Source organism: Pseudoalteromonas sp. A25 (assembly GCF_009176705.1).
Classification (GTDB): domain Bacteria; phylum Pseudomonadota; class Gammaproteobacteria; order Enterobacterales; family Alteromonadaceae; genus Pseudoalteromonas.
In genome coordinates this window covers 489,354-509,425 of record NZ_AP021847.1, presented here as the reverse complement: position 1 = coordinate 509,425, position 20,072 = coordinate 489,354, and the positions used below count along the sequence as shown (strand labels likewise).

The window sequence follows — 20,072 nt, the reverse complement described above, 5'->3', positions numbered from 1 at the left end:
AGTGGGCACGGTGCAATACCGTGCCATTTTTAAACCTGATTACAGCAGCGGTTTTATCACGTCATATAGCGCTTCGATATGATCATCTCTGTCGTTCAGCGCGGCAATATAACGATATTTTTCACCACCAGCGTGTTCAAAAATCTCGCGGTTTTCTTCTTCAAGCTCTTCAAGTGTTTCTAAACAGTCGGCGCTAAAAGCAGGGCTTACAATTGCAACATCTTTTATCCCTTGTTGCGGATAACTCTCTAGCGTTGCATCGGTATATGGCTTTAACCATTCAGCTTTGCCAAAACGGCTTTGGAAAGTTGTTTCAACCAAAGATTTATCAAGGCCGAGCTTTTCAACCACTAAGCGAGTGGTTTGCTGGCACAAGCAATGGTATGGGTCGCCATTGTCTAAAAACTGTTTTGGCATACCATGGTAAGAAAAAACCAGCTTTTGAGGCGTGCCGTTGGCTTTCAAATCTTCGGCTATTGAGTTGGCGAGTGACTCTATATACAGCGAATTTTTGTGGTAGCCATTAATAAAGTGCAGCTCAGGTACCCAACGCCATTTTTTTAAAACATTAGCCACTGCATCAAAGGTAGAGCCTGTTGTTGGACTTGAGTATTGTGGATATAGCGGTAATACAATGATACGTGTTAGGCCTTTGTCGCGCAGTGCTTCAAGCCCAGCTTCAATTGACGGGTTACCATAGCGCATCGCCATGACGACTTCGGTATTGCTAAAACCGTGTTGTTTAATTAAAGCAGCCAATTTATCTGTTTGCTGCTGTGAAATATGGATCAGCGGAGAGCCGTGCTCTGTCCAAATGCTTTGGTAAGCTTTGGCTGATTTTTTGGGCCTTACGCGCAAGATAATGCCATGTAGGATCATTAACCAAACCAATCTTGGGATCTCAACAATCCTTGGATCTGATAAAAATTCAGCTAAATAGGTTCTTAAAGCCTTTGGTGTAGGGGCATCAGGGCTACCTAGGTTAGTAACTAAAATACCTGTTTTTTGATTAAAACGCCCATCATGAGGGTTATCAGTTATTGCTGAAAAACGTGACACACACGGCTCCTTTGAACAAAAAATTGTACTAAAACGAGCATCCCATTCACGGGTTGTTACTCGCGCTGCACCAATTAACTTAATTTTACAAGATTATCAGTACGTTCGTAACTACTAACTCGATCTATATTTTTTTGCTCACTATACTGTTAGTTAATGAATAAATTTATAAATTAGCGGTTAAATTGTGTGTTGGCTGGCTTTGTTTTGGGTAAATTTAAGCGTGTTTTGCGATTTTATGTGATTTTTAAACGATTCTATTTGCATGCTAACCAGTGACGCAGTACCTTTGGCCCCATTTTCAAACATCGTGCGAAAACCGCATAAATTTAAAGTACTTAAAGAGGGTGTATGCGACTCAATCAACCCGTAACACAACGTGAAAAGCAGTTTGCACCTCACGTTAAATTGGTATCAATAACTGATCTGCAAGGAAGAATTGTTGATTGTAACGACCACTTTGTTGCCATAAGTGGCTTCACAAGAGAAGAGCTGATAGGCCAACCACATAATATCGTTCGCCACCCTGATATGCCACCTGAAGCATTCGCAACCATGTGGGCTCAGCTAAAAGCAGGTAAGCCTTGGATGGGTATTGTTAAAAATCGCTGCAAAAATGGCGATTTTTATTGGGTAGATGCGTATGTTACCCCTGTGACTGAAAACGGTAAGATTGTGGGTTATGAATCGGTTCGTCGTTGTCCAGATAAAGAGACCGTGGCTAGAGCGCAAGCCCTATATGCTAGCTTAATGAATAACAAAAATAGTCAGTTTAAATGGCCCAAACTCAGAGTGCTTTGGCCATTACTTATGGTTATTGTTGGAGTTGCACTGTGGTTTAGTGGCGCTGAAAATGCAGCATTCTTTTGGGTAGTACTCAATAGTATGAGTATTTGTGGTTATAACCTTTGGCGAGATAGTGAACAGCTCAAGCGCTTAGAGCATAGTTTAGAGCATAGTTTTTGTGATGATGTGGCCAAGCAAGTGTACTCAACTTGGGATGGCAAAATGGCAAGCATTCAGGTACGCATGTTAAGTGAACAAGCACACTTAGATACCGTGATCACGCGCATAGAACATTCAGCTAAAGAAGTAACATCAGGTGCTCGTCAAGCGCTAGAAAGAGCGGGTGACAGCTATAAGCATTTACAAAAGCAACAGCTAGAAACCGAGCAAGTGGCCACTGCGATGAACGAAATGAGCACCACAATTAATGATGTGTCGGGCAACGTTCAAGTCAGTGCTGAGCATGCTCAGAGTGCGCTGTTAATGGCAGATGAAAATGCGCGTATTGCGGATTTAACCAAGCATGCAATTGAATCTTTGGGTGAAACCGTATTGCAAATTCGCGATTCTGTTTTGGGCGTTTCAAAGCAAACCACACGAATTGCAGATGCTGCGCAAATGATTGAGCAGATAGCAGAGCAAACCAATTTACTTGCTTTAAATGCCGCAATTGAGGCTGCAAGAGCCGGCGAACAAGGCAGAGGCTTTGCGGTTGTGGCTGATGAAGTGCGTCATTTGGCACAACGAACTCAGCAGTCAACCAAAGAAATACATACCATTATTAGTGAACTCAGTGATAGCACACAACATGCGGTGAGTATTGCCCAGCAAGGTGAGCAAGAGTCGGTATCAGGGATAGATCAGTTAGCGCAAAGTACTGATATGCTGATGCAAATTCAGCAAGCTGTGCGTCAAATTCACGATATGTCGATGCAAATTGCTACCTCGGTAGAAGAGCAAGCGGCCGTGTCTGACGATATTAATCAGCAAATTGTTAATATTGCTGGCCTTGCACATGACAGCTTGGATAGTGCCGATACCGTTAAACAGGTGAGTGCACAATTGAGCGATGTTGCCAGTGATATGTACGAGCTGGTTGTTCGCTTTAGACGTTAACAATTTTAATGGTTAATCAAAACATGCTTTTTGATTAATTATTTACCTCGCTTATTAGTGCAGGGTCGCTATTATTTAACCAATCGATTAAATAATAGCGACCCCGTAGTATGTCCCCTTCCTCTAGTAAAAAGCTTGGCAGACCTGTCAAAGATAATGAACAAGCAAGAGCTGCGCTTATCCAAGCCGCTCGACATAAATTCACCAAAAAGCCTTATGACAAAGTCAGTATTCGTGAATTGAGTGATGCTGCGGGGGTAAACTCTGCGCTGATCAAGTATTACTTTGGTAACAAGCTGGGTTTATACAAAGCCATGATATTAGAGGTAACAGGGCAGGTGATGAGCAACATCAAAACGCACCTTGCTGGTAACGAATTTGCCTCAATCAGTGATGTATTTCGCAGCTTTACTAAGGTGATGGCGTTATCTCCAGAGTTTCCCTTGCTGATGTTAAAAGAAGTGATTTTAAATCAAGGCGTGTGCCGGGAGTTTTTTTTAGAGCAAATAGGCAGTTCCCACTTAAAAGTGATTGACGGTGTGTATTTGTATTTTGCAAGTAAAGGTTTAATCAAAGAAAACGTTGATCCGGTGTTGTTTCGACTCTCCTTAATGGGATTACTGATTTACCCATGGTACATGAGAGAGCTGATGTTCAAGATGGAAGGGGTTGAATATGACGAGTCCTTTTTAGAGTCGTTAATACAACATAACACCCTGTTGATGACATCTGGGTTATTTAACACTAATGAAAGGCTTTAACATGAGTCGATTCAAATTAAACCAAAAATACTGGCTGCTTGTATTACCCTTAGTGGGCGTAATGGTTTTAATTGCTTTTGTAAAACTAAAGCCTGCACCAAAACAACACGACAATGCATTGCATATACCTAATGTTGCCGTCGCTAAAGCTACTGAGCGAGCGCTACAATACAGTATCGTGGGCTATGGACGAGCTCAGGCAAAACAGGTTTGGCATGCCGTATCTGAAGTATCAGGCAGGGTTATATATAAACACCCAGATTTAGAAGTCGGAGCGATTTTGAAGGCTGATACTATACTGCTTAAAATTGACCCCGTTGATTATGAATTGAAATTGGCACAGGCCAAATATGATTTAAGTGCTGCGCAAGAGCGGGTTGATATGATCGCGTTTAATAAGCAAAAACTTAAGCAATCTTTGGCTTTGGAATCTGAGCGTTTGGCACTATTACAACAGGAGCTAACAAGGTTAACAGGGCTGCTAAAGCGCGGTTCGGTTTCTCAATCAGCGGTTGAGCAACAACAAAGCCAGTTATTTTCTCAGCAGCAAAAGGTGTTAGAGCTGCAAACTAGTTTGAATTTAATTCCCTCTGACTTGGCACTTGCTAAAGCCAGCGTATCAGCTCAAAAAGCTCGTATGCAAGAGGCGCAAAACTTGCTCGATAAAACAGTACTTAGATTGCCAAGAGATAGTCGGATCACACAAGTTAATGTTGAACTTCAACAAGCGGTGAATACCCGAGAAGCGTTATTAGAAGCAAGTCATTTGGGGGTGATGAAGGTCAATGCACAATTTAATATGTCGCAGGCAAGACAACTGTTAAGTCAAGTTTGGTTTGCACAAAATAAAGATAATCAAACGCAAGACTTTCCCAATGTGGCTGCATTAGATTTGCACGCATCTTTGCATTATTACTCGATTAACAGTGGCGCAAATAGCGCTTTGCAGTGGCCTGCAAAAGTGACACGTTTAATGCAAAGTGCGCAGCATAGTAATAGCTTGCAAGTAACCTTGGAAACAAAAAACCAATGGCTTAACTTTGACCCCATTAATCATCCGCCGCTCCTTGAGAATATGTTTCTTGAAGTGCAGATGTCGAGTTCGGCGCAGCCTTATTTAAGTGTGCCTCTGTCGGCTATTCATGAAAACACCGTATTTATTGTCAAAGAACAAAAGTTGCTAAAAAAGCCAGTAAAAGTGCTTTTTAGCACCGCACAGTTTGCAGCACTGGATAGTCAGCTTGTGGGTACTGTTAGTATCGGCGATAAGGTTTTAGTGACACAGCTTCTGCCAACAATTGAGGGGATGCATGTCAATGTGGTGGAGGAAGTGCCATGATTGCATTTTTTGCTCGCCACCCTACCGCTGCAAATTTGTTAATGCTTATTATCTGTATTGCAGGATTAAGTGCATTACCACAGTTAAAGCGAGAAACGTTTCCTGAATTTAGCAGTGATAAAGTATTGGTCAGCGTTATTTATCCTGGAGCGAGTTCCACACAAGTGGAGCAAGCGTTATGTATTGTGATGGAGGAAGCGGTAGATGGTTTAGATGGCATAAAAGCTCTTAGTTGCGAATCTAGGGAAGGAGTAGCGAACTTGACCATCGAAGCTCAGCACGGCTTTAGTATTGAAATGCTGCTGAGTGATGTAAAAACTCAAATTGATGCAATTGATAATTTCCCAAAGCAAATTGAGTCTCCGATTGTTCGCGAGCTTGGCCGCGACCAGCATCTTATATCATTGGCAATTGCTGCAGATCTGCCTATTCATGAGCTTAAACTGTATGCACAAAGTATAAAGAACAAACTCAAGCGCCAGCCCGGCGTTGATATTGTAGACATACAAGGGTTTTCTGATCAGCAAATCAAAATAGAACTGTCGTTGTTTAAACTGCGGGAATACGGTCTCTCTGCCGCTGATGTTGTGGCATTGCTGCAAAGGCAAAATGTAAAGCTGCCAGCTGGGGAGATAAGTAATGGTGGTCAAACTATGCTGGTAAGTTTTGATCAGCAAAAGGTGACAGCTAAAAGCTTACAGTTTTTGGTGATCAAAAGTTTGAGCAATGGTGAACAAATTTACCTCAAGGATATCGCTTATTTGTCAGAAGGCTTTGAGTTAGATGAAGAGCAAGTGTTGTTTGATGGCAAACGTGTGGCTTTACTCGATATCAAAAAGACCAAAAGCCAAGACGCGATAGCGCTGGTGGATGTGGTGACCCAATTTGTTGAGCAACAACGCGTGCAAGCGCCAAAGGGCGTGTCTCTTACCTTAACGCAAAATACGGCACAGATCATCGAAGATAGGCTAGCTATGTTGTTAAACAACGGTTGGCAAGGTTTTGTTCTTGTACTGTTAGTTATGTATCTGTTTTTCTCTTTTCGTTACTCTTTTTGGGTATCGATGGGCTTGCCAGTGTCTTTTTTAGGGGCATTTGCGTTGATGATGTTAATGGGGGTCAGTATCAACATGATCTCAATGGTTGCGTTGTTAATGTCGATAGGGATCTTGATGGATGATGCCATTGTCATTGCCGAAAGTATTGCAGCCAAAGTGGAGCAAGGGGAAGATATTGATGCAGATGCGATTAAAGGGGTGTTGCAAGTTGGACCTGGTGTATTTTCTTCATTTTTAACCACGATTGTGGTGTTTATTGGTTTGGCGTTTATCAGTGGTGATATAGGTAAGGTACTCAAAGATATTCCCCTTGTACTGATAGCCACCATTTTCGTCAGTGTAATAGAAGCATTTTTTATATTGCCAAATCATCTTATTCATTCATTACACACAAGTAATAGTGGCAATAATAATCAGCATGAAAAAGCGTTTGAAAGCTCAAAAAGCAACTCTGCACAGTATTTTTTAAGCCTAGTTTGGAAACTTAAAACGCAATTTACAACGTCATTTGAGCGCTTTAGAGAGACTACGTTGGTCAACGCTGTGCATTGGTGTGTGCAGTATCGCTATCAGTTTATTGGTGCCACACTTTTACTTTTTTTGGTGTCGGTTTCTTTGATGGCTGGAGGGGTTGTTAAATTTAAGGCCTTTCCGCAGCTAGAAGGAGACACAATAGAAATGCGGTTATTGATGCCGCCAAGCACGCCACTTATGCAAACTATGGGTATAGTAGAAAGGTATGTTGATGCGCTCGAGCGAGTAAATCAGAGGTTGTCTGAACAAGAAAGTAGCAAGTTAGTGCAACATGTTACGGTTGAGTACAATCAAAATTCAGACGCTTATGAGCAAGGTGAGCATTTGGCTACAGTCAGGGTGGACCTACTGACCGCTCAACAGCGCAATACCCGTTTAGCCCAATTGGTTAGTCATTGGCAAAAGCAAGCGGGAGACATAGCTGACATTCAAGCTATTTCTTTCAAAGAGCCTGTTTTGGGTCCTGCTGGAAGAGCAATTGAGATCCGCATACATGCCGAGCAACTCAAAACCTTAATGGGCGCAGCGGCCCAGATAAAACAAGAGCTTAATCAATATGCCGGGGTATCTAATATTATGGATGACTTACGCTATGGTAAACAGCGTTGGCAGGTAAGCCTGCAGCCCGGTAGTTTGGCGCAAGGGGTAGATGGTCAAGCGGTGGCTAATCAACTTCGCAGCGCGCTATTTGGGCAAGTAGCGGGTGAAGTGCAACGTAATGACAACAGTATAGAGTTGTACGTTCGCCTTTTAGATAACGACAAACGCTCGCTAGATAGTTTACACAACTTTCCAATTACGCTTAATTCTGGCTTGCAAGTACCGCTGGCGAGCATTGCCCAGTTAACGTTAGAGCAAGATGTTACGCGTATTAATCGAGTCGATGGCCAACGTACGGTGACCATTACTGCGGACGTAGATCCATTAGTAACAAATACAAATGAAGTAATGGCACAACTTAAAAAACACAGTATTTCACCGTTGCTCAAAGCCGACCAAACTTTACGTGTAAGTTATGAAGGAGAAATAAAAACGGGTTCACAAACCGGTAAGTCAATGGCAGGGATGTTTTTACTTGGGTTAATTGGTGTATTCATTATTTTGAGCTTTCAATTTCGCAGTTACTTTGAGCCCGTTATGGTGATGTTAGCGATACCACTTGCCCTAATTGGTGTTGTCTGGGGGCACTTTATTTTGGGTTATGACCTGTCGATGCCAAGCATGATAGGGTTTATTTCGTTGGCTGGTATTGTTGTTAACGACTCTATTTTGCTCGTAGCGTTTATAAAAGAGCATGAAAGTGACGGTGTTGAGCTTGAACAAGCGGCTGTTTTGGCGGCAAAAGCGAGGTTTAGAGCGATTTTTATCACCTCAGCAACAACTATAGCTGGAACATTACCGTTATTGCTTGAAACGAGCTTGCAGGCACAAGTAGTGCAGCCTTTAGTTGTCAGCCTAGTGTTTGGTATGGCGATATCTACTTTGTTGATAGTGTTTGTATTGCCAGCAATCTATGTTCTTTTAGAAGACTTTAACCTTACAGCTAAGCATCACTTGCAGGAGGGGTCACCATTAGCCTAAATGGCGTGGGTTTTTGTAGTTCAAGTTGTTTTAGCTTAGCAATCGATACCGCTGTGAAAATATGGCCTTTAGGCAGTAGCATAATACCTTGGTGGTTATGCACTGCCAAACCCAAGATCATACCCGGTATAAGCTGCTCGCTGGTAATGATTTGCATTGAGCCCGCGTGATCAGGTTTTTTTTGTAATTGGCTAGCACATTTTTCAAGTGCCCTGACCACTTTGGGATGATAAAGGTGCTCATTAAACGCTTTTATATGTGATAGGGCATCGGCGTGTTTATCAGCATCGGTTTTATGATTGTTATTAATGTATTGCCAATAATCTCTGGCTACTGCCAGTATCTGTGCACACATAGGGATCTGATCTTTTGCTAGGCCTTTAGGTATGCCCTCTCCATTGTATTTTTCAAACTGGTGGTAAATCGCCTCTGTTACATCGTTGAGGTGTTGCGCTGGCATAAGCATTAACTGTGCTGTGGCAGGGTGAGTGTAAAACAATTTCTTTTGTTGATCTGTAAGTTGATTGGTCGGTACCTTATAAAGAGCAGGGTCCATTGCAAGTAGACCAACCTGAGCTAAAAAGCCTGCCATACCAGCCGTTTGAACTTGTTTGTTTGCTAGCTGCATGTGTTTGGCTACTAAGCGACATGTTCTGGCTATTTTACTGGCTAGCTTCCCATCTAGATAGGGGTTGGCGTTGATAAAGTTATATAACAACTCTACCGTCGCCTTGTGCTCATTTTGTTCATGTTTATGGGATGTCTCGAGTTGTTTTAAAACTTGTCGTATTTGCTTTGTTCGTTTCTCTACCAGTTGTTCAAGCGAGTGATTGAGGTTGTTTAGTTGCTTATTTTGCTCAACGATATGTGCTTGTAGCTGTTCATTGTGTTTTTTGAGGCGATACTTCTCTGAAGCTTGAGTGATTACATGTACCAAATGCTCATTTTCCCATGGCTTATTCAAGAATGCATGAATTTTTGCCTGATTAATCGCGCTAATAGTGCTGTCTATATCCGCATAACCTGTAAGTAGAATACGTTGCGTATCAGGGGCGAGCTCTTTGACTTGGCTTAAAAACTCAATGCCATCCATTTTTGGCATACGCATATCGCTAATCACCACTTCAAACTCTTTAGTTTTTAATTCGCTAAGCGCTTCTTGTGCACATGTTAACGTAACCACATCTATTTTATTGTGCTTGAGTAGACGAGAGAGTGAGCGTAATACGCTCGCGTCATCGTCAACACAAAGTACTTTGGCGGGATGCTGAGATTGGTCCTTGAACGATTCGATATCTTGCATAAAAAACAGTGCATTACAAAAATGTGTATGTGATTAAATTTAGACTAAGCTGTCTATATATACAACTTTATTAAGGGGCTCAAGAACATGGAAGAGCTGGTTCTCAATATATTATTGGTAGATGATGATGAGCTTGTCCTTAGAGCATTGTCACGCTCATTGAGCCAGTTTTACGACAACACAGTGATTATTTCTGTGCAACATCCAGAAGATTTTGAAACGTGTGTTCTAGAGCAGGGTGAACCAGATATTATTTTCTGTGAGGAGCTTTTGCACGGTGCGTGCGGTCATGAGTTATTAAACTCAGCCAGAATGATATGCCCAAGGGCGGTTCGATGCTTGTTTAGTGATAATTTGCAACAAGAGTGCAAGTGGCAAATTGACAATACCATTCACTTTCATTTGGCTAAGCCGTTTACTCGTAGCCATTTATTGCAGGTGATAGACAGTGCATTAACGATTAAAAGCTTGCCATTAAATGAAGCGGCTAGGGTTAAGCTTGGACAGTTGTCAGGTTTGCCTTGTTTAAATTCGAATGTATCTGAGCTGCTAGAAAAGTTAAATAATGGCGCTGCAAATGCCACTGAGCTTGCCAAATTGGTTAATCATGATCCACTACTGGTTGGTAAGTTATTGCAAATCGCTAATTCAGCATTTATGGGGTATCAAAGTACAACACAGGATGTAAAAGAGGCCATCAATCGCATTGGCCTAATTGCTTTTACCGCCATAGTGACATGCTATGAAATATCAAACATGTTTATTAATCAAACCAAGCAATCCGAAATAGAAGCGATTATGGATGCAGCCTTTACCAAAGCACTTATGGGGCAATCATTGAGTGGTTGCTTGGGACTAGATTTGCTTGTGCAGCAGAAGGTATTTGCATGTTGCTTATTGAGTGCTATTGGCGTGCTAACTAAAGTGTGTGTTTTTAACGATGAGCGCTTGGCTGCTAGCGTCTCTTGTTACGATATCGCGGCATATTTACTCGCCTTATGGGGGTATGAGCAAGATATTGTCAGAGCTCAGTTAGTTCATCAGCTCCCTATTGAGCCTAGCATGTCTATAGTTGTTATACACGCGTTGGTGGAGCAGTTAACACTTAACAACGCATTTGATATGTCTACTCATCTCGTTTCAATAGTCAGTGCATGCGATGAATTACAAAAGGTAGAGCAGTGGTATATAAACTATTAGTTAGGAGAGGTTGTTATGAAGGGGGTTGTATTTAGAGGGTTAGAAGCATTAGTTATTGAGACCCAAGGCATGGCTGCATGGGAGGGGTTATTAGACAAGCATGCGCCAGAAGATAGAGTCTATATCAGTGCTCAAAGTTATCCTGATGAAGAGCTGTTTGCTATGGCCAAAGATGTGGCAGATATTTTAGAGAAGCCCTTTGTTGATGTTTTACGTATCTTTGGAGAGTATTTATTTGGTTATTTAACTGAGAAACATGCCGGTATGTTACAGCAGTTCAGCGGTTTTCAATCGCTTATATTGGGTATTGACTCTGTTATACATGCTGAAGTTGCAAAACTCTATCATGAGCCAAACTTACCCTTGATCAGTAGCGAGTTAATTAAACCTGGGTGTATTTTATTGAAATACAGCTCATGTAGGAAATTATGCTTTTGTGCAGAGGGATTAATATACGGCGCTGGTTCGCATTATGGTGTGAATACGCAGATAGAGCATCAACAATGTATGCATGATGGATATGATCATTGTCGTTTGCTATTAACTTTTGAGGAGGGCTAAATGGCTAAGTTATCGGAGGATTACTACAGGGCATATCTTCGAGAAAAGCAAGCAAGGGATGAATTAGAGTTATTGTTGGAAGAAAAAACAAGAGCACTTTATGAATCTAATCAAGAGCTTGAGGAGAAGGTCCAGCAATTGCAAACCCAGCAAGCTGTACTAATGCAAACGGAAAAAATGGCGACTCTGGGCACTTTATCTGCAGGAGTGGCACACGAAATTAATAACCCCTTGGCGTATGTCATGAGTAACTTAGAGAGCTTGAGCTATATCAAGCCTGTACTCAGTGAGCTGCTTTGTATTAGTCATGATTTTATTGGCGGAAAAATCACAAATACAGATGTTTTAACGGCCCTTAAACGTTTAAACAAACAACAGGCATTTGACTTTTTAATGACCGATATAGACGAGCTGTTAGATGATTCGCAAGAGGGGCTGCGTAGGATTGGTGCGATTGTAAAAAACCTCTTGAGTTTTGCTAGGCCAAAAAACAATTTGTTAGCAATGAGCGATATCACCCTCTCTTTAGAGAGTGCGCTTAAATTGCTGCATAACCAGTTAAAAAATACACATTTAATCTGTCATGTCCAACCGCTCCCTCAAAGCTATTGTAACTTGGCCACGCTCAACCAAGTAATAGTAAACTTGTTACTCAATGCCAAACAAGCATGTGATGGGCAAGTACAAGGGGCCGAAATAATAGTAGAGCTATATAGTAAGCATAAAACTATCTATTTAAGTGTTACAGACAATGGGTGTGGAATGAGTGATGAAACGATAAAGCACATCTTTGACCCTTTTTATACCACAAAACCTGTCGGGCAAGGGACAGGCATGGGCATGTCGATAGTCTATTCAATTATACAAGAGCATCAGGGGCAAATTGTGATAGAAAGTACACTTGGCATTGGGAGTAAAATAACGTGTGAACTGCCAATATTAAACATACCCGAGTTGTAAATTGTATTTGAAGTTTGCCTCTTTTAGATTACCTCTTTTAGATTGCCAGGGCTGTTAGATACACTGACAATATGCCACTTTTTACTACTGACTTATACCTTTTGTGTAAGTTTTTACTGTTTCTATAGCTAAAAAGCATATCAAGCTAGTCTTAATGTAACGTTTACGTTAACGTAAAAGGCTAAAAGCATATAATTATTTATAGCAAAAAAAGACAACTTATACTTTTTAGGAATATGTGTATTTGCACAGTTTTCCATTAGTTTTTTTGTAAATCGAGAATACATAAACTAATCAATATGAAAAAAAACTGTCACAACTTTATGTTTTTGTATGTTATTTTTTTAATTTGAGTTTTCTTTTACATGAATTCAGTTCATGTAATTACTGAAAAGAACGGGATGGAGTAGCATTAGTAATATAAATAAATTTATACGACATTATTATTATTTTTACCAGATCCCTCCCGTTGGCTAGGTTGAAAACTGAACAAATCGTGATTGACGACCTTCGTTTATGTGTTAGCTTTAATGTTAATTTGTTAAACAAAAGTTACATGTAAAGGTCGGAGATAATCATGAGTTCACAAAAAATACTCAAGTCGGCGCTCAAGTTGAGCGTCTTAACTTTGGGATTAATGGGCGCGCAATCGCATGCTTACGACTGTACCGATGTTCCTGAATGGAACGCTGGTATGACATCAACAGCGGGTGCTGTTGTTCAGCAGAACAATGTTGCCTATGAAGCTAAATGGTGGAACAGAACTGAACCAGAAACACATTCTGGACCATGGCAAGAATGGTTGAATTTGGGTGCTTGTGACAGCGTTGTCATAAATAAGGAGCCTAAAATCAACCAGTTGAATCCAGCTGATGGCTCTGAATTTAACGTAAATGACAGCGTTGCCATTGTTGCAAATGCAACTGACGAAGATGGTAGTGTGGCTAAAGTTGACTTTTACGTAAATGGTTCTTTGTTCCTAACTGATACGTCAGGAACAAATGATAATTTTGAAGCCTCTTGGCAGGCTGTTGAAGGCACACATACTATATCTGTGAAAGCCACTGATAACGAGGGGGCAGTGTCAAGTATGCTGAGCCATCAAGTTATTGTAAAAAGTGATACCCCGGTTAACAAAGCGCCTGTTGCTGTACTTGATATTGTGAACATGCCTCCTGAACTTGTTGTAGGTTCCAGCGTTAAGTTTGCTTTATCTGGCACTGATGAAGATGGAACTATTAGCAAATTGAGTTTTGCGGTTAACGGCACTGAAGTGGTGGCTACAAATGGTGGCGCAACAGAGCATACTTGGCAGGCTACAGCGCTTGGTCAGGTGACCTTTACTCTGACAGTTACTGACAATGAAGGAGCAACGGGCCAGATCAGCAAATCGGTCAATGTTATAGACCCAGGTGCGGATGCAGATGCTTGTAGACCAGAAGGTTTGTATCAAACACCGGGCGTAAACACTCCGTACTGTACTATTTACGATCAAAATGGCCGTGAACTCATGGGCCCAGATCATCCTCGTCGTGTTATTGGCTACTTCACTAGTTGGCGCAATGGTGCCAATGGACAACCGAGCTATTTGGTTAATGATATCCCTTGGGATAAAATCACTCACATCAACTACGCATTTGCGCATGTCGATGCAAATAACAAAGTATCGATTGGTGACCCCAACGCAGCTGGTAACCCTGCCACTAATATGGAATGGCCAGGTGTTGCAGGCGCTGAACTTGACCCGAGCTTACCTTACAAAGGGCATTTTAACTTACTTAACAAATACAAAAAACAATACCCAGATGTTAAAACCTTAATTTCTGTCGGTGGTTGGGCTGAAACGGGCGGTTATTTTGGCCCTGATGGCACACGTGTTCAAAGTGGTGGTTTTTATACCATGACCACCAACGCAGATGGCTCTGTCAATCACGCTGGTATCGATGCATTTGCTAAAAGTGCTGTAGAGTTTATTAAAAAATATGGTTTTGATGGGGTAGACATTGACTACGAATATCCATCTTCAATGGATGACTCAGGTCACCCAGATGACTTCCCAATTTCAAATGCACGCCGCGCTGGATTGAATGCGTCATATCAAGTGCTGATGAAGCGTTTACGTGAAGAATTAGATAAAGCAGGTGAGGCAGATGGTCAGCACTATATGCTAACTATTGCATCTCCATCTTCAGGTTATTTATTGCGCGGCATGGAAACGTTCCAATCAGTTAAATACCTCGATTATGTAAACATTATGTCGTACGACTTACACGGTGCATGGAACTCACATGTTGGTCACAACGCGTCGTTATTTGATACTGGTGAAGACTCAGAGCTCAAACAGTGGAATGTTTATGGCACAAAAGAGTTTGAAGGGATTGGCTATTTAAATACAGATTGGGCGGTACGCTATTTTAGAGGCTCGGTCTCAGCAGGTCGTATCAATATTGGTATTCCATACTACACTCGCGGCTTCCAAAATGTACAAGGTGGCACAAATGGTCTTTGGGGACAGGCTGCATTTGCCGACCAAGCAAATTGTCCGCCAGGTACGGGTAAGGGTGATAAAAACAAATGCGGTAACGGCGCTGTTGGTATTGATAACTTATGGCATGACAAAAATGACGTAGGGCTTGAAGTGCCTGCCGGCTCTAACCCGCTTTGGCATGCTAAAAACCTGCAAGATGGGGTAATGCCAAGTTATGCTGCTGATTATGGTCTTGATCCAGAAAACGACCCTACAGACAAGCTAACCGGTACTTACACACGTCATTATGACTCTGTTGCTGTTGCACCTTGGCTTTGGAATGACCAGAAAAAAGTATTCATCTCAATTGAAGATGAAGAGTCTATGGCGGCTAAAGTCGATTATGTCATCAACAATGGCCTTGGTGGGATCATGTTCTGGGAGCTTGCCGGAGACTTTGATTACGATGCTGCGAAGGGTGAGTATTTTATGGGCTCGAGTATGACATCGCTTGCTTATAGCAAGTTTAATCAAAATGGCTCTAAGTATAATGTGCACCAGGGTAACGTGAACTTCCAATTACCTGAAAAATCAGTGGATGTAAGCTTTACAGCTAAAGATTTTCCTGCTGGAGATGCTAACTATCCGATCAGCCCAACCTTCTCATTTAAGAATAACTCACAGATTGATTTAACTGGCGCGAAAATATCGTTTGATGTGCCGGTTTCGACCTCAGCTATTTTTAAATCAAACTGGAATGCAACTGAAAAGCTGAAAATGGCGGTTGATGAAAATGGCTCAAATGCTGCGGGTAATAATATCGGCGGATTTGAAAATGAGTTCCACCGTTTCTCAATCACGCTAGTGAATGAGTGGGGCAGCGTACCGAAGTCATTTGCACCAGGCGAAACAGTTAATGCTCAGGTAATGTATTACATGCCTATCTCAGGTCCAATCAACTTTGTTGTTGAAAAAGACGGACAGCAATATGCCTTTAAATCTGAGTATCCAAAGCTACCAGAGGCTCAACCAGGTGATGGTAATGGTGGCGACCCGGTGACAAAGTGTGAAGGAACTCCTATAGAAGACATCGTTGTTTATCCAACGCTACCAAGAGGCACACATGCGTCTGGTGGAGATTTAGTACGCCAAGGCCAAGCGGTTTATAAAGCCAAATGGTGGACTAATAAAGCACCTGAAGGCAGTAGTGATTACCAAAAGGTATGTAGCCTTTAAAAGATGGGGGCAGCTTTGGCTGCCCACTTAAGGAGAGAGCAACGATGAACAAGATGTTAGTTAACACCCCATTACTAGTGGCTACGGTTAGTACCGCATTATTGAGTAGCTTAAGTTTTAATGTGAATGCGCATGGCTATATGGACTTTCCTAAAGCGCGCCAATCAATTTGTGAGGCCCAAGGGGGTTATTGGTGGCCTGAAGATGGCTCGAACATTCCAAATCAAGGCTGTAGAGCCGCATTTTTGGAATCAGGATATGTGCAATTTATTCAAGAGCATGAGTTTTCGGTTAACACCGCCAATTATAACGATCAAGCTGCTGTTGAAGCGAATGTACCAGATGGCGCTTTGTGTGCTGGTGGCGACAATGCAAAGCGCGGCATGAATTTACCTTCTGAATATTGGCAAAGCACAGAAATTACACCCAATGCCAATGGTGAAGTGGCTGTTCGTTTTAGGGCTACAACGCCACACAACCCAAGCTTTTGGAAGTTTTACATTACAAAGCCAGAGTTTAACAGAGCGACAGATACGCTACGCTGGGAAGACCTAGAATTGGTTACCGAGCTTGGCAATGTTGAATTTGTGAAAGACCCTGATGGCAAACGATTTTATGAAATGAAAGTGTCGATTCCTCAAAATCGAGTGGGAGATGCCATTTTATATACGCGTTGGCAGCGCATTGACGTGGTAGGCGAAGGTTTTTACAACTGTAGTGACATTACCATAGTGCGTGATACAGGTCCTGTTAATTGGACCAGCGCTGGGTACTTTGTGGCGCAAGGTCAACAAGCGCAAGTGGGAGATACGGTTTGGGCTCGGGTATTTGATGGCACGGGTAAAGAGTTGGTAAGTAAGTCGCTGAAAGTCAGTGACTTCAACCAAGGTAACTGGGCAGAGCAGTTGGCGCAAATGCTTAACCTAGATCATGCCAGCATTATGCAAGTGGGCGTAAAACAAAGTGATGATCAGATTGTTTTTGACCCGCAAAATTTACTATCCAACGAAGTATATGTTAGCAATGAAAACTATACCTACAACCTCACCATTCAAGCCGCGCCGGATAATACGCCTCCTAAAATTCATTCACCAGAACCTCTGGTTATGGATGAATTATCAACGGCCACACTACATGTTCACGCCTTTGACGATGAACAGCAAGATTTAACCTATCAATGGCAGGTGCCCAGTGAGCTGACTTGGACAGGCTCCGGTGCAACAATCGAACTGACTGCACCTGAAGTGTCTGCTGATATGCAATACAGCATTACAGTGACAGTTTCTGATGGACAACTTAGTACTTCTGCTGACGTTTCTATCACCGTAAAAGATAGCGATCAATCTCAGTATCCCGCATGGAGTCAAAGCAAAACTTATGTCGGTGGCGATAAAGTCTCTCATAAAGGAAAGAACTATCAAGCGAAGTGGTGGACTCGAGGTGAGGAACCTGGCTCTGCATTGGTTTGGTTAAAGTTGTAAGTGTTATGCACCACTGCTGTAAAAGCGCAGTGGTGCCCAGGTGAAAGTTAATTATTGGTACAACAATCATCCGCCTGAATGGGTTGGATACAACATGTAAATAAGGTTGAGAAAGAAATGAAAATAAAACATTTAACGGCCGCTGTGGCCTTAGCGATGATGTCGGGTGCTGTTATAGCAGCGCCTTCAACACCCAGTTTAAGCTGGGAGGCTCAGCAGTATTCTTTTGTTGAGGTTAATCTGGATGGTCAGGGATCATACAAAGATTTAGTTAACGCCAAAGAGCAAGTAAACATCAGCATCAAGTGGAATGCATGGAGCGGCGACGGTGGTGATGGCTATAAAGTGTATTTTGACGATATGTTAGTTAATGAAGGCACTTTACCTGCGGGTACTAAAAGCGGTGTGATTGAATTTCCTTATGAAAGTTCTGGTCGTCACACACTTTATGTTGAACTGTGTGAAGGCGATACATGTGCACGAAGCGCAGGCAAGGCCATTGTTATTGCGGATACCGATGGTGGTCATTTAGAGCCGCTTCCTATGAATGTTAACCCAAATAACAAAAACTATGGCACTAACCCGAATTACGTGACGGGGGCATACTTTGTTGAGTGGGGGATTTATGGGCGTAACTTTGATGTTACCAAGATCCCAGCGCAAAACTTATCACATTTACTTTATGGCTTTATTCCAATCTGTGGTCCAAACGAGTCTCTTAAAGAAATAGAAAATGGTAACAGTTGGAGAGCTTTGCAAAAGGCGTGTGCTGGCTCTGCAGATTACGAAGTAGTAATTCATGACCCTTGGGCTGCCATTCAAAAAGCGCTACCAGGCGTTGATTCTAAAGATCCTATCCGTGGTACATACGCGCAGTTAATGGCACTTAAGCAGCGTTACCCAGATCTTAAAATTCTCCCATCGGTTGGTGGCTGGACGCTGTCTGATCCTTTCCATGGGTTTACTGAGAAAGCGAACCGTGACACGTTTGTTGCCTCTATGAAAAAGTTCTTAAAGACATGGAAATTCTATGATGGCGTAGATATTGACTGGGAATTCCCTGGTGGCGGCGGTCCAAATGGTAACTTAGGTGATCCAGTCAACGATGGTCCAGCTTATGTTGCATTGATGCAAGAATTGCGCGCTATGCTTGATGAACTTGAAGCAGAAACGGGACGTGAGTACGAGCTCAGTTCAGCAATTGGTACCGGTTACGATAAGATTGAAGATGTAGACTATCAAGCGGCTTCGCAGTACATGGATTATATCTTCGCGATGACTTACGACTTCTTTGGTGGTTGGAACAATGTGACAGGCCATCAAACAGCACTATATTGTGGTTCACACATCAGTGTTGATGAATGTAACGGCACGGGCGTAGATGACAATGGCGAACCACGCAAAGGTCCTGCATACAGTACCGACAACGCGATTAAATTATTGCTTGCCCAAGGGGTTGACTCTAAGAAACTAGTCGTTGGTGCGGCGATGTATGGTCGTGGCTGGGAAGGGGTAATGGAAGCTAACGCAACCATTCCTGGAAACCCAATGACGGCACCAGGTAACGGTAAGTTTAAAGGTTCTACAACAGAGGGCGTTTGGGAGCCTGGTATCATGGACTACAAAGGGATTGTAGCCAACTTGTTAGGGCCAAACGGTACTGGTATCAACGGTTTTGAAGCTGGATACGATGAACAAGCAGAAGCAGCTTATGTTTGGAACCGTAGTAACGGTAAACTACTAACATTCGATAACGCTCGTTCAGTAAAAGCGAAAGGTGGTTACGTAAAAGTAAACGACCTAGGCGGTTTGTTCGCATGGGAAATAGACGCTGACAACGGTGATATCTTAAATGCGATGCACGAAGGGTTGGCAGGTTCTGTACCACCAAATCGCGCGCCGGTTGTATCGGTAGATAGCCAAGTAACGATTGCTAATGGCGGTACCGCAACAGTGACTGCCAGTGCAACGGATGCAGATCGTGACACACTTACTTACTCTTGGAGTGCAGATGCATCGCTAAGCCTTGCAAATGCAAACTCAGCGAGTGTAGTTGTAACAGCACCTACACTGACTTCTGATGCAAATTATACACTTACCGTAACGGTATCAGATGGCACTGTGTCAGTGTCTAAAGATGTTACTGTAACCGTAAGTACATCGCCTAACAGTGCACCGGTGCTTGCGCCTATCGCTGATGTTACATTAGAAGAAAACACGTCGGTGAACGTAAGCGCAGTCGCAACAGATGCAGACAACGATGCGTTAACATACACGTGGAATGTGCCTGCAGGGCTAACTGTATCTGGCTCAGGTGCTAGTGTTAGTTTAAGTGCGGCTGAGGTATCACAAGATACAACATACACAGTGTCAGTATCAGTATCAGATGGCACTGAAAGTGTTTCACGCTCGTTCCAAGTAACAGTGACAGATAAAGCCGGTCCAGTAGATACATGGGAGCGCAACAAGGTGTATGTTGGTGGTGATACGGTGGTTTATGGTGGCAAAAACTATCGAGCTAAATGGTGGACGCGTGGTGAAGAACCAGGCAAAGCACTAGTATGGCAAGCACTATAATATCGATATAGCCGATTTACTTTGGTTGACTCAAGGATGAGCAATATCAATTA

General features: G+C 42.5%; 12 protein-coding genes. 10 read left to right on the top strand and 2 right to left on the bottom strand.

What is annotated here, in order from left to right; all coding sequences use genetic code 11:
* Positions 1-39: 39 nt before the first annotated feature.
* A complete protein-coding gene (hemH, locus tag GDK41_RS18720) occupies positions 40-1,059 on the bottom strand; it encodes a ferrochelatase (RefSeq protein WP_152087993.1) in 1,020 nt (339 codons plus the stop codon).
* Between the two features lie 351 nt (positions 1,060-1,410).
* On the opposite strand from hemH, the gene GDK41_RS18715 reads away from it, so the two are divergent.
* The 4 genes from GDK41_RS18715 (at position 1,411) to GDK41_RS18700 (ending at position 8,234) form a co-directional block, all read left to right on the top strand.
* Complete coding sequence (locus GDK41_RS18715; protein ID WP_152087992.1) at positions 1,411-2,961, top strand: methyl-accepting chemotaxis protein; 1,551 nt, start codon at positions 1,411-1,413, stop codon at positions 2,959-2,961.
* A gap of 110 nt (positions 2,962-3,071) precedes the next feature.
* The gene (locus tag GDK41_RS18710) at positions 3,072-3,722 is read left to right on the top strand and encodes a TetR/AcrR family transcriptional regulator (RefSeq protein WP_152087991.1); all 651 of its coding nucleotides are present in this window, start codon (positions 3,072-3,074) and stop codon (positions 3,720-3,722) included.
* 1 nt (position 3,723) lies between these two features.
* Entirely contained in the window at positions 3,724-5,061 is a 1,338-nt protein-coding gene (locus tag GDK41_RS18705; protein ID WP_152087990.1) for an efflux RND transporter periplasmic adaptor subunit, read from the top strand.
* Positions 5,058-8,234, top strand: coding sequence for an efflux RND transporter permease subunit (locus GDK41_RS18700; RefSeq protein ID WP_152087989.1), 3,177 nt, complete (start codon positions 5,058-5,060; stop codon positions 8,232-8,234). The genes GDK41_RS18705 and GDK41_RS18700 overlap by 4 nt, the downstream gene beginning before the upstream one ends.
* On the opposite strand, the gene GDK41_RS18695 is transcribed toward GDK41_RS18700, so the two are convergent.
* A complete protein-coding gene (locus tag GDK41_RS18695; protein WP_152087988.1) occupies positions 8,197-9,537 on the bottom strand; it encodes an HD domain-containing phosphohydrolase in 1,341 nt (446 codons plus the stop codon). The two genes, GDK41_RS18700 and GDK41_RS18695, sit on opposite strands and share 38 nt — an antisense overlap.
* 87 nt (positions 9,538-9,624) lie before the next feature.
* Here GDK41_RS18695 and GDK41_RS18690 point away from each other — a divergent pair, with 87 nt between their 5' ends.
* The 6 genes from GDK41_RS18690 to GDK41_RS18665 all read left to right on the top strand — a co-directional run bounded on the left by GDK41_RS18690 (position 9,625) and on the right by GDK41_RS18665 (position 20,019).
* Entirely contained in the window at positions 9,625-10,737 is a 1,113-nt protein-coding gene (locus tag GDK41_RS18690) for an HDOD domain-containing protein (protein WP_152087987.1), read from the top strand.
* A gap of 15 nt (positions 10,738-10,752) precedes the next feature.
* A complete protein-coding gene (locus GDK41_RS18685; protein WP_152087986.1) occupies positions 10,753-11,298 on the top strand; it encodes a heme NO-binding domain-containing protein in 546 nt (181 codons plus the stop codon).
* Positions 11,299-12,258 carry a sensor histidine kinase gene (locus tag GDK41_RS18680; RefSeq protein WP_152087985.1) on the top strand — a complete coding sequence of 320 codons (960 nt, stop codon included), beginning with the start codon at positions 11,299-11,301 and terminating at the stop codon, positions 12,256-12,258. It begins immediately after the preceding gene.
* Between the two features lie 577 nt (positions 12,259-12,835).
* Entirely contained in the window at positions 12,836-15,961 is a 3,126-nt protein-coding gene (locus GDK41_RS18675; protein WP_152087984.1) for a glycosyl hydrolase family 18 protein, read from the top strand.
* A 44-nt stretch (positions 15,962-16,005) separates the two neighbouring features.
* The gene (locus GDK41_RS18670) at positions 16,006-17,442 is read left to right on the top strand and encodes a lytic polysaccharide monooxygenase (protein ID WP_152087983.1); all 1,437 of its coding nucleotides are present in this window, start codon (positions 16,006-16,008) and stop codon (positions 17,440-17,442) included.
* Between the two features lie 117 nt (positions 17,443-17,559).
* On the top strand, positions 17,560-20,019 hold the full coding sequence (locus GDK41_RS18665) for a glycosyl hydrolase family 18 protein (RefSeq protein WP_152087982.1): 2,460 nt from the start codon (positions 17,560-17,562) through the stop codon (positions 20,017-20,019).
* The last annotated feature ends 53 nt before the right edge of the window (positions 20,020-20,072 follow it).

Excerpts from the sequence above, each read along its gene's own strand:
- GDK41_RS18670 (WP_152087983.1), top strand. The coding sequence starts at position 16,006 with ATGAACAAGATGTTAGTTAACACCCCATTACTAGTGGCTACGGTTAGT.
- GDK41_RS18710 (WP_152087991.1), top strand. The coding sequence starts at position 3,072 with ATGTCCCCTTCCTCTAGTAAAAAGCTTGGCAGACCTGTCAAAGATAAT.
- GDK41_RS18675 (WP_152087984.1), top strand. The coding sequence starts at position 12,836 with ATGAGTTCACAAAAAATACTCAAGTCGGCGCTCAAGTTGAGCGTCTTA.
- GDK41_RS18715 (WP_152087992.1), top strand. The coding sequence starts at position 1,411 with ATGCGACTCAATCAACCCGTAACACAACGTGAAAAGCAGTTTGCACCT.
- GDK41_RS18690 (WP_152087987.1), top strand. The coding sequence starts at position 9,625 with ATGGAAGAGCTGGTTCTCAATATATTATTGGTAGATGATGATGAGCTT.
- GDK41_RS18680 (WP_152087985.1), top strand. The coding sequence starts at position 11,299 with ATGGCTAAGTTATCGGAGGATTACTACAGGGCATATCTTCGAGAAAAG.
- GDK41_RS18685 (WP_152087986.1), top strand. The coding sequence starts at position 10,753 with ATGAAGGGGGTTGTATTTAGAGGGTTAGAAGCATTAGTTATTGAGACC.
- GDK41_RS18695 (WP_152087988.1), bottom strand. The coding sequence starts at position 9,537 with ATGCAAGATATCGAATCGTTCAAGGACCAATCTCAGCATCCCGCCAAA.
- GDK41_RS18665 (WP_152087982.1), top strand. The coding sequence starts at position 17,560 with ATGAAAATAAAACATTTAACGGCCGCTGTGGCCTTAGCGATGATGTCG.
- GDK41_RS18700 (WP_152087989.1), top strand. The coding sequence starts at position 5,058 with ATGATTGCATTTTTTGCTCGCCACCCTACCGCTGCAAATTTGTTAATG.
- GDK41_RS18705 (WP_152087990.1), top strand. The coding sequence starts at position 3,724 with ATGAGTCGATTCAAATTAAACCAAAAATACTGGCTGCTTGTATTACCC.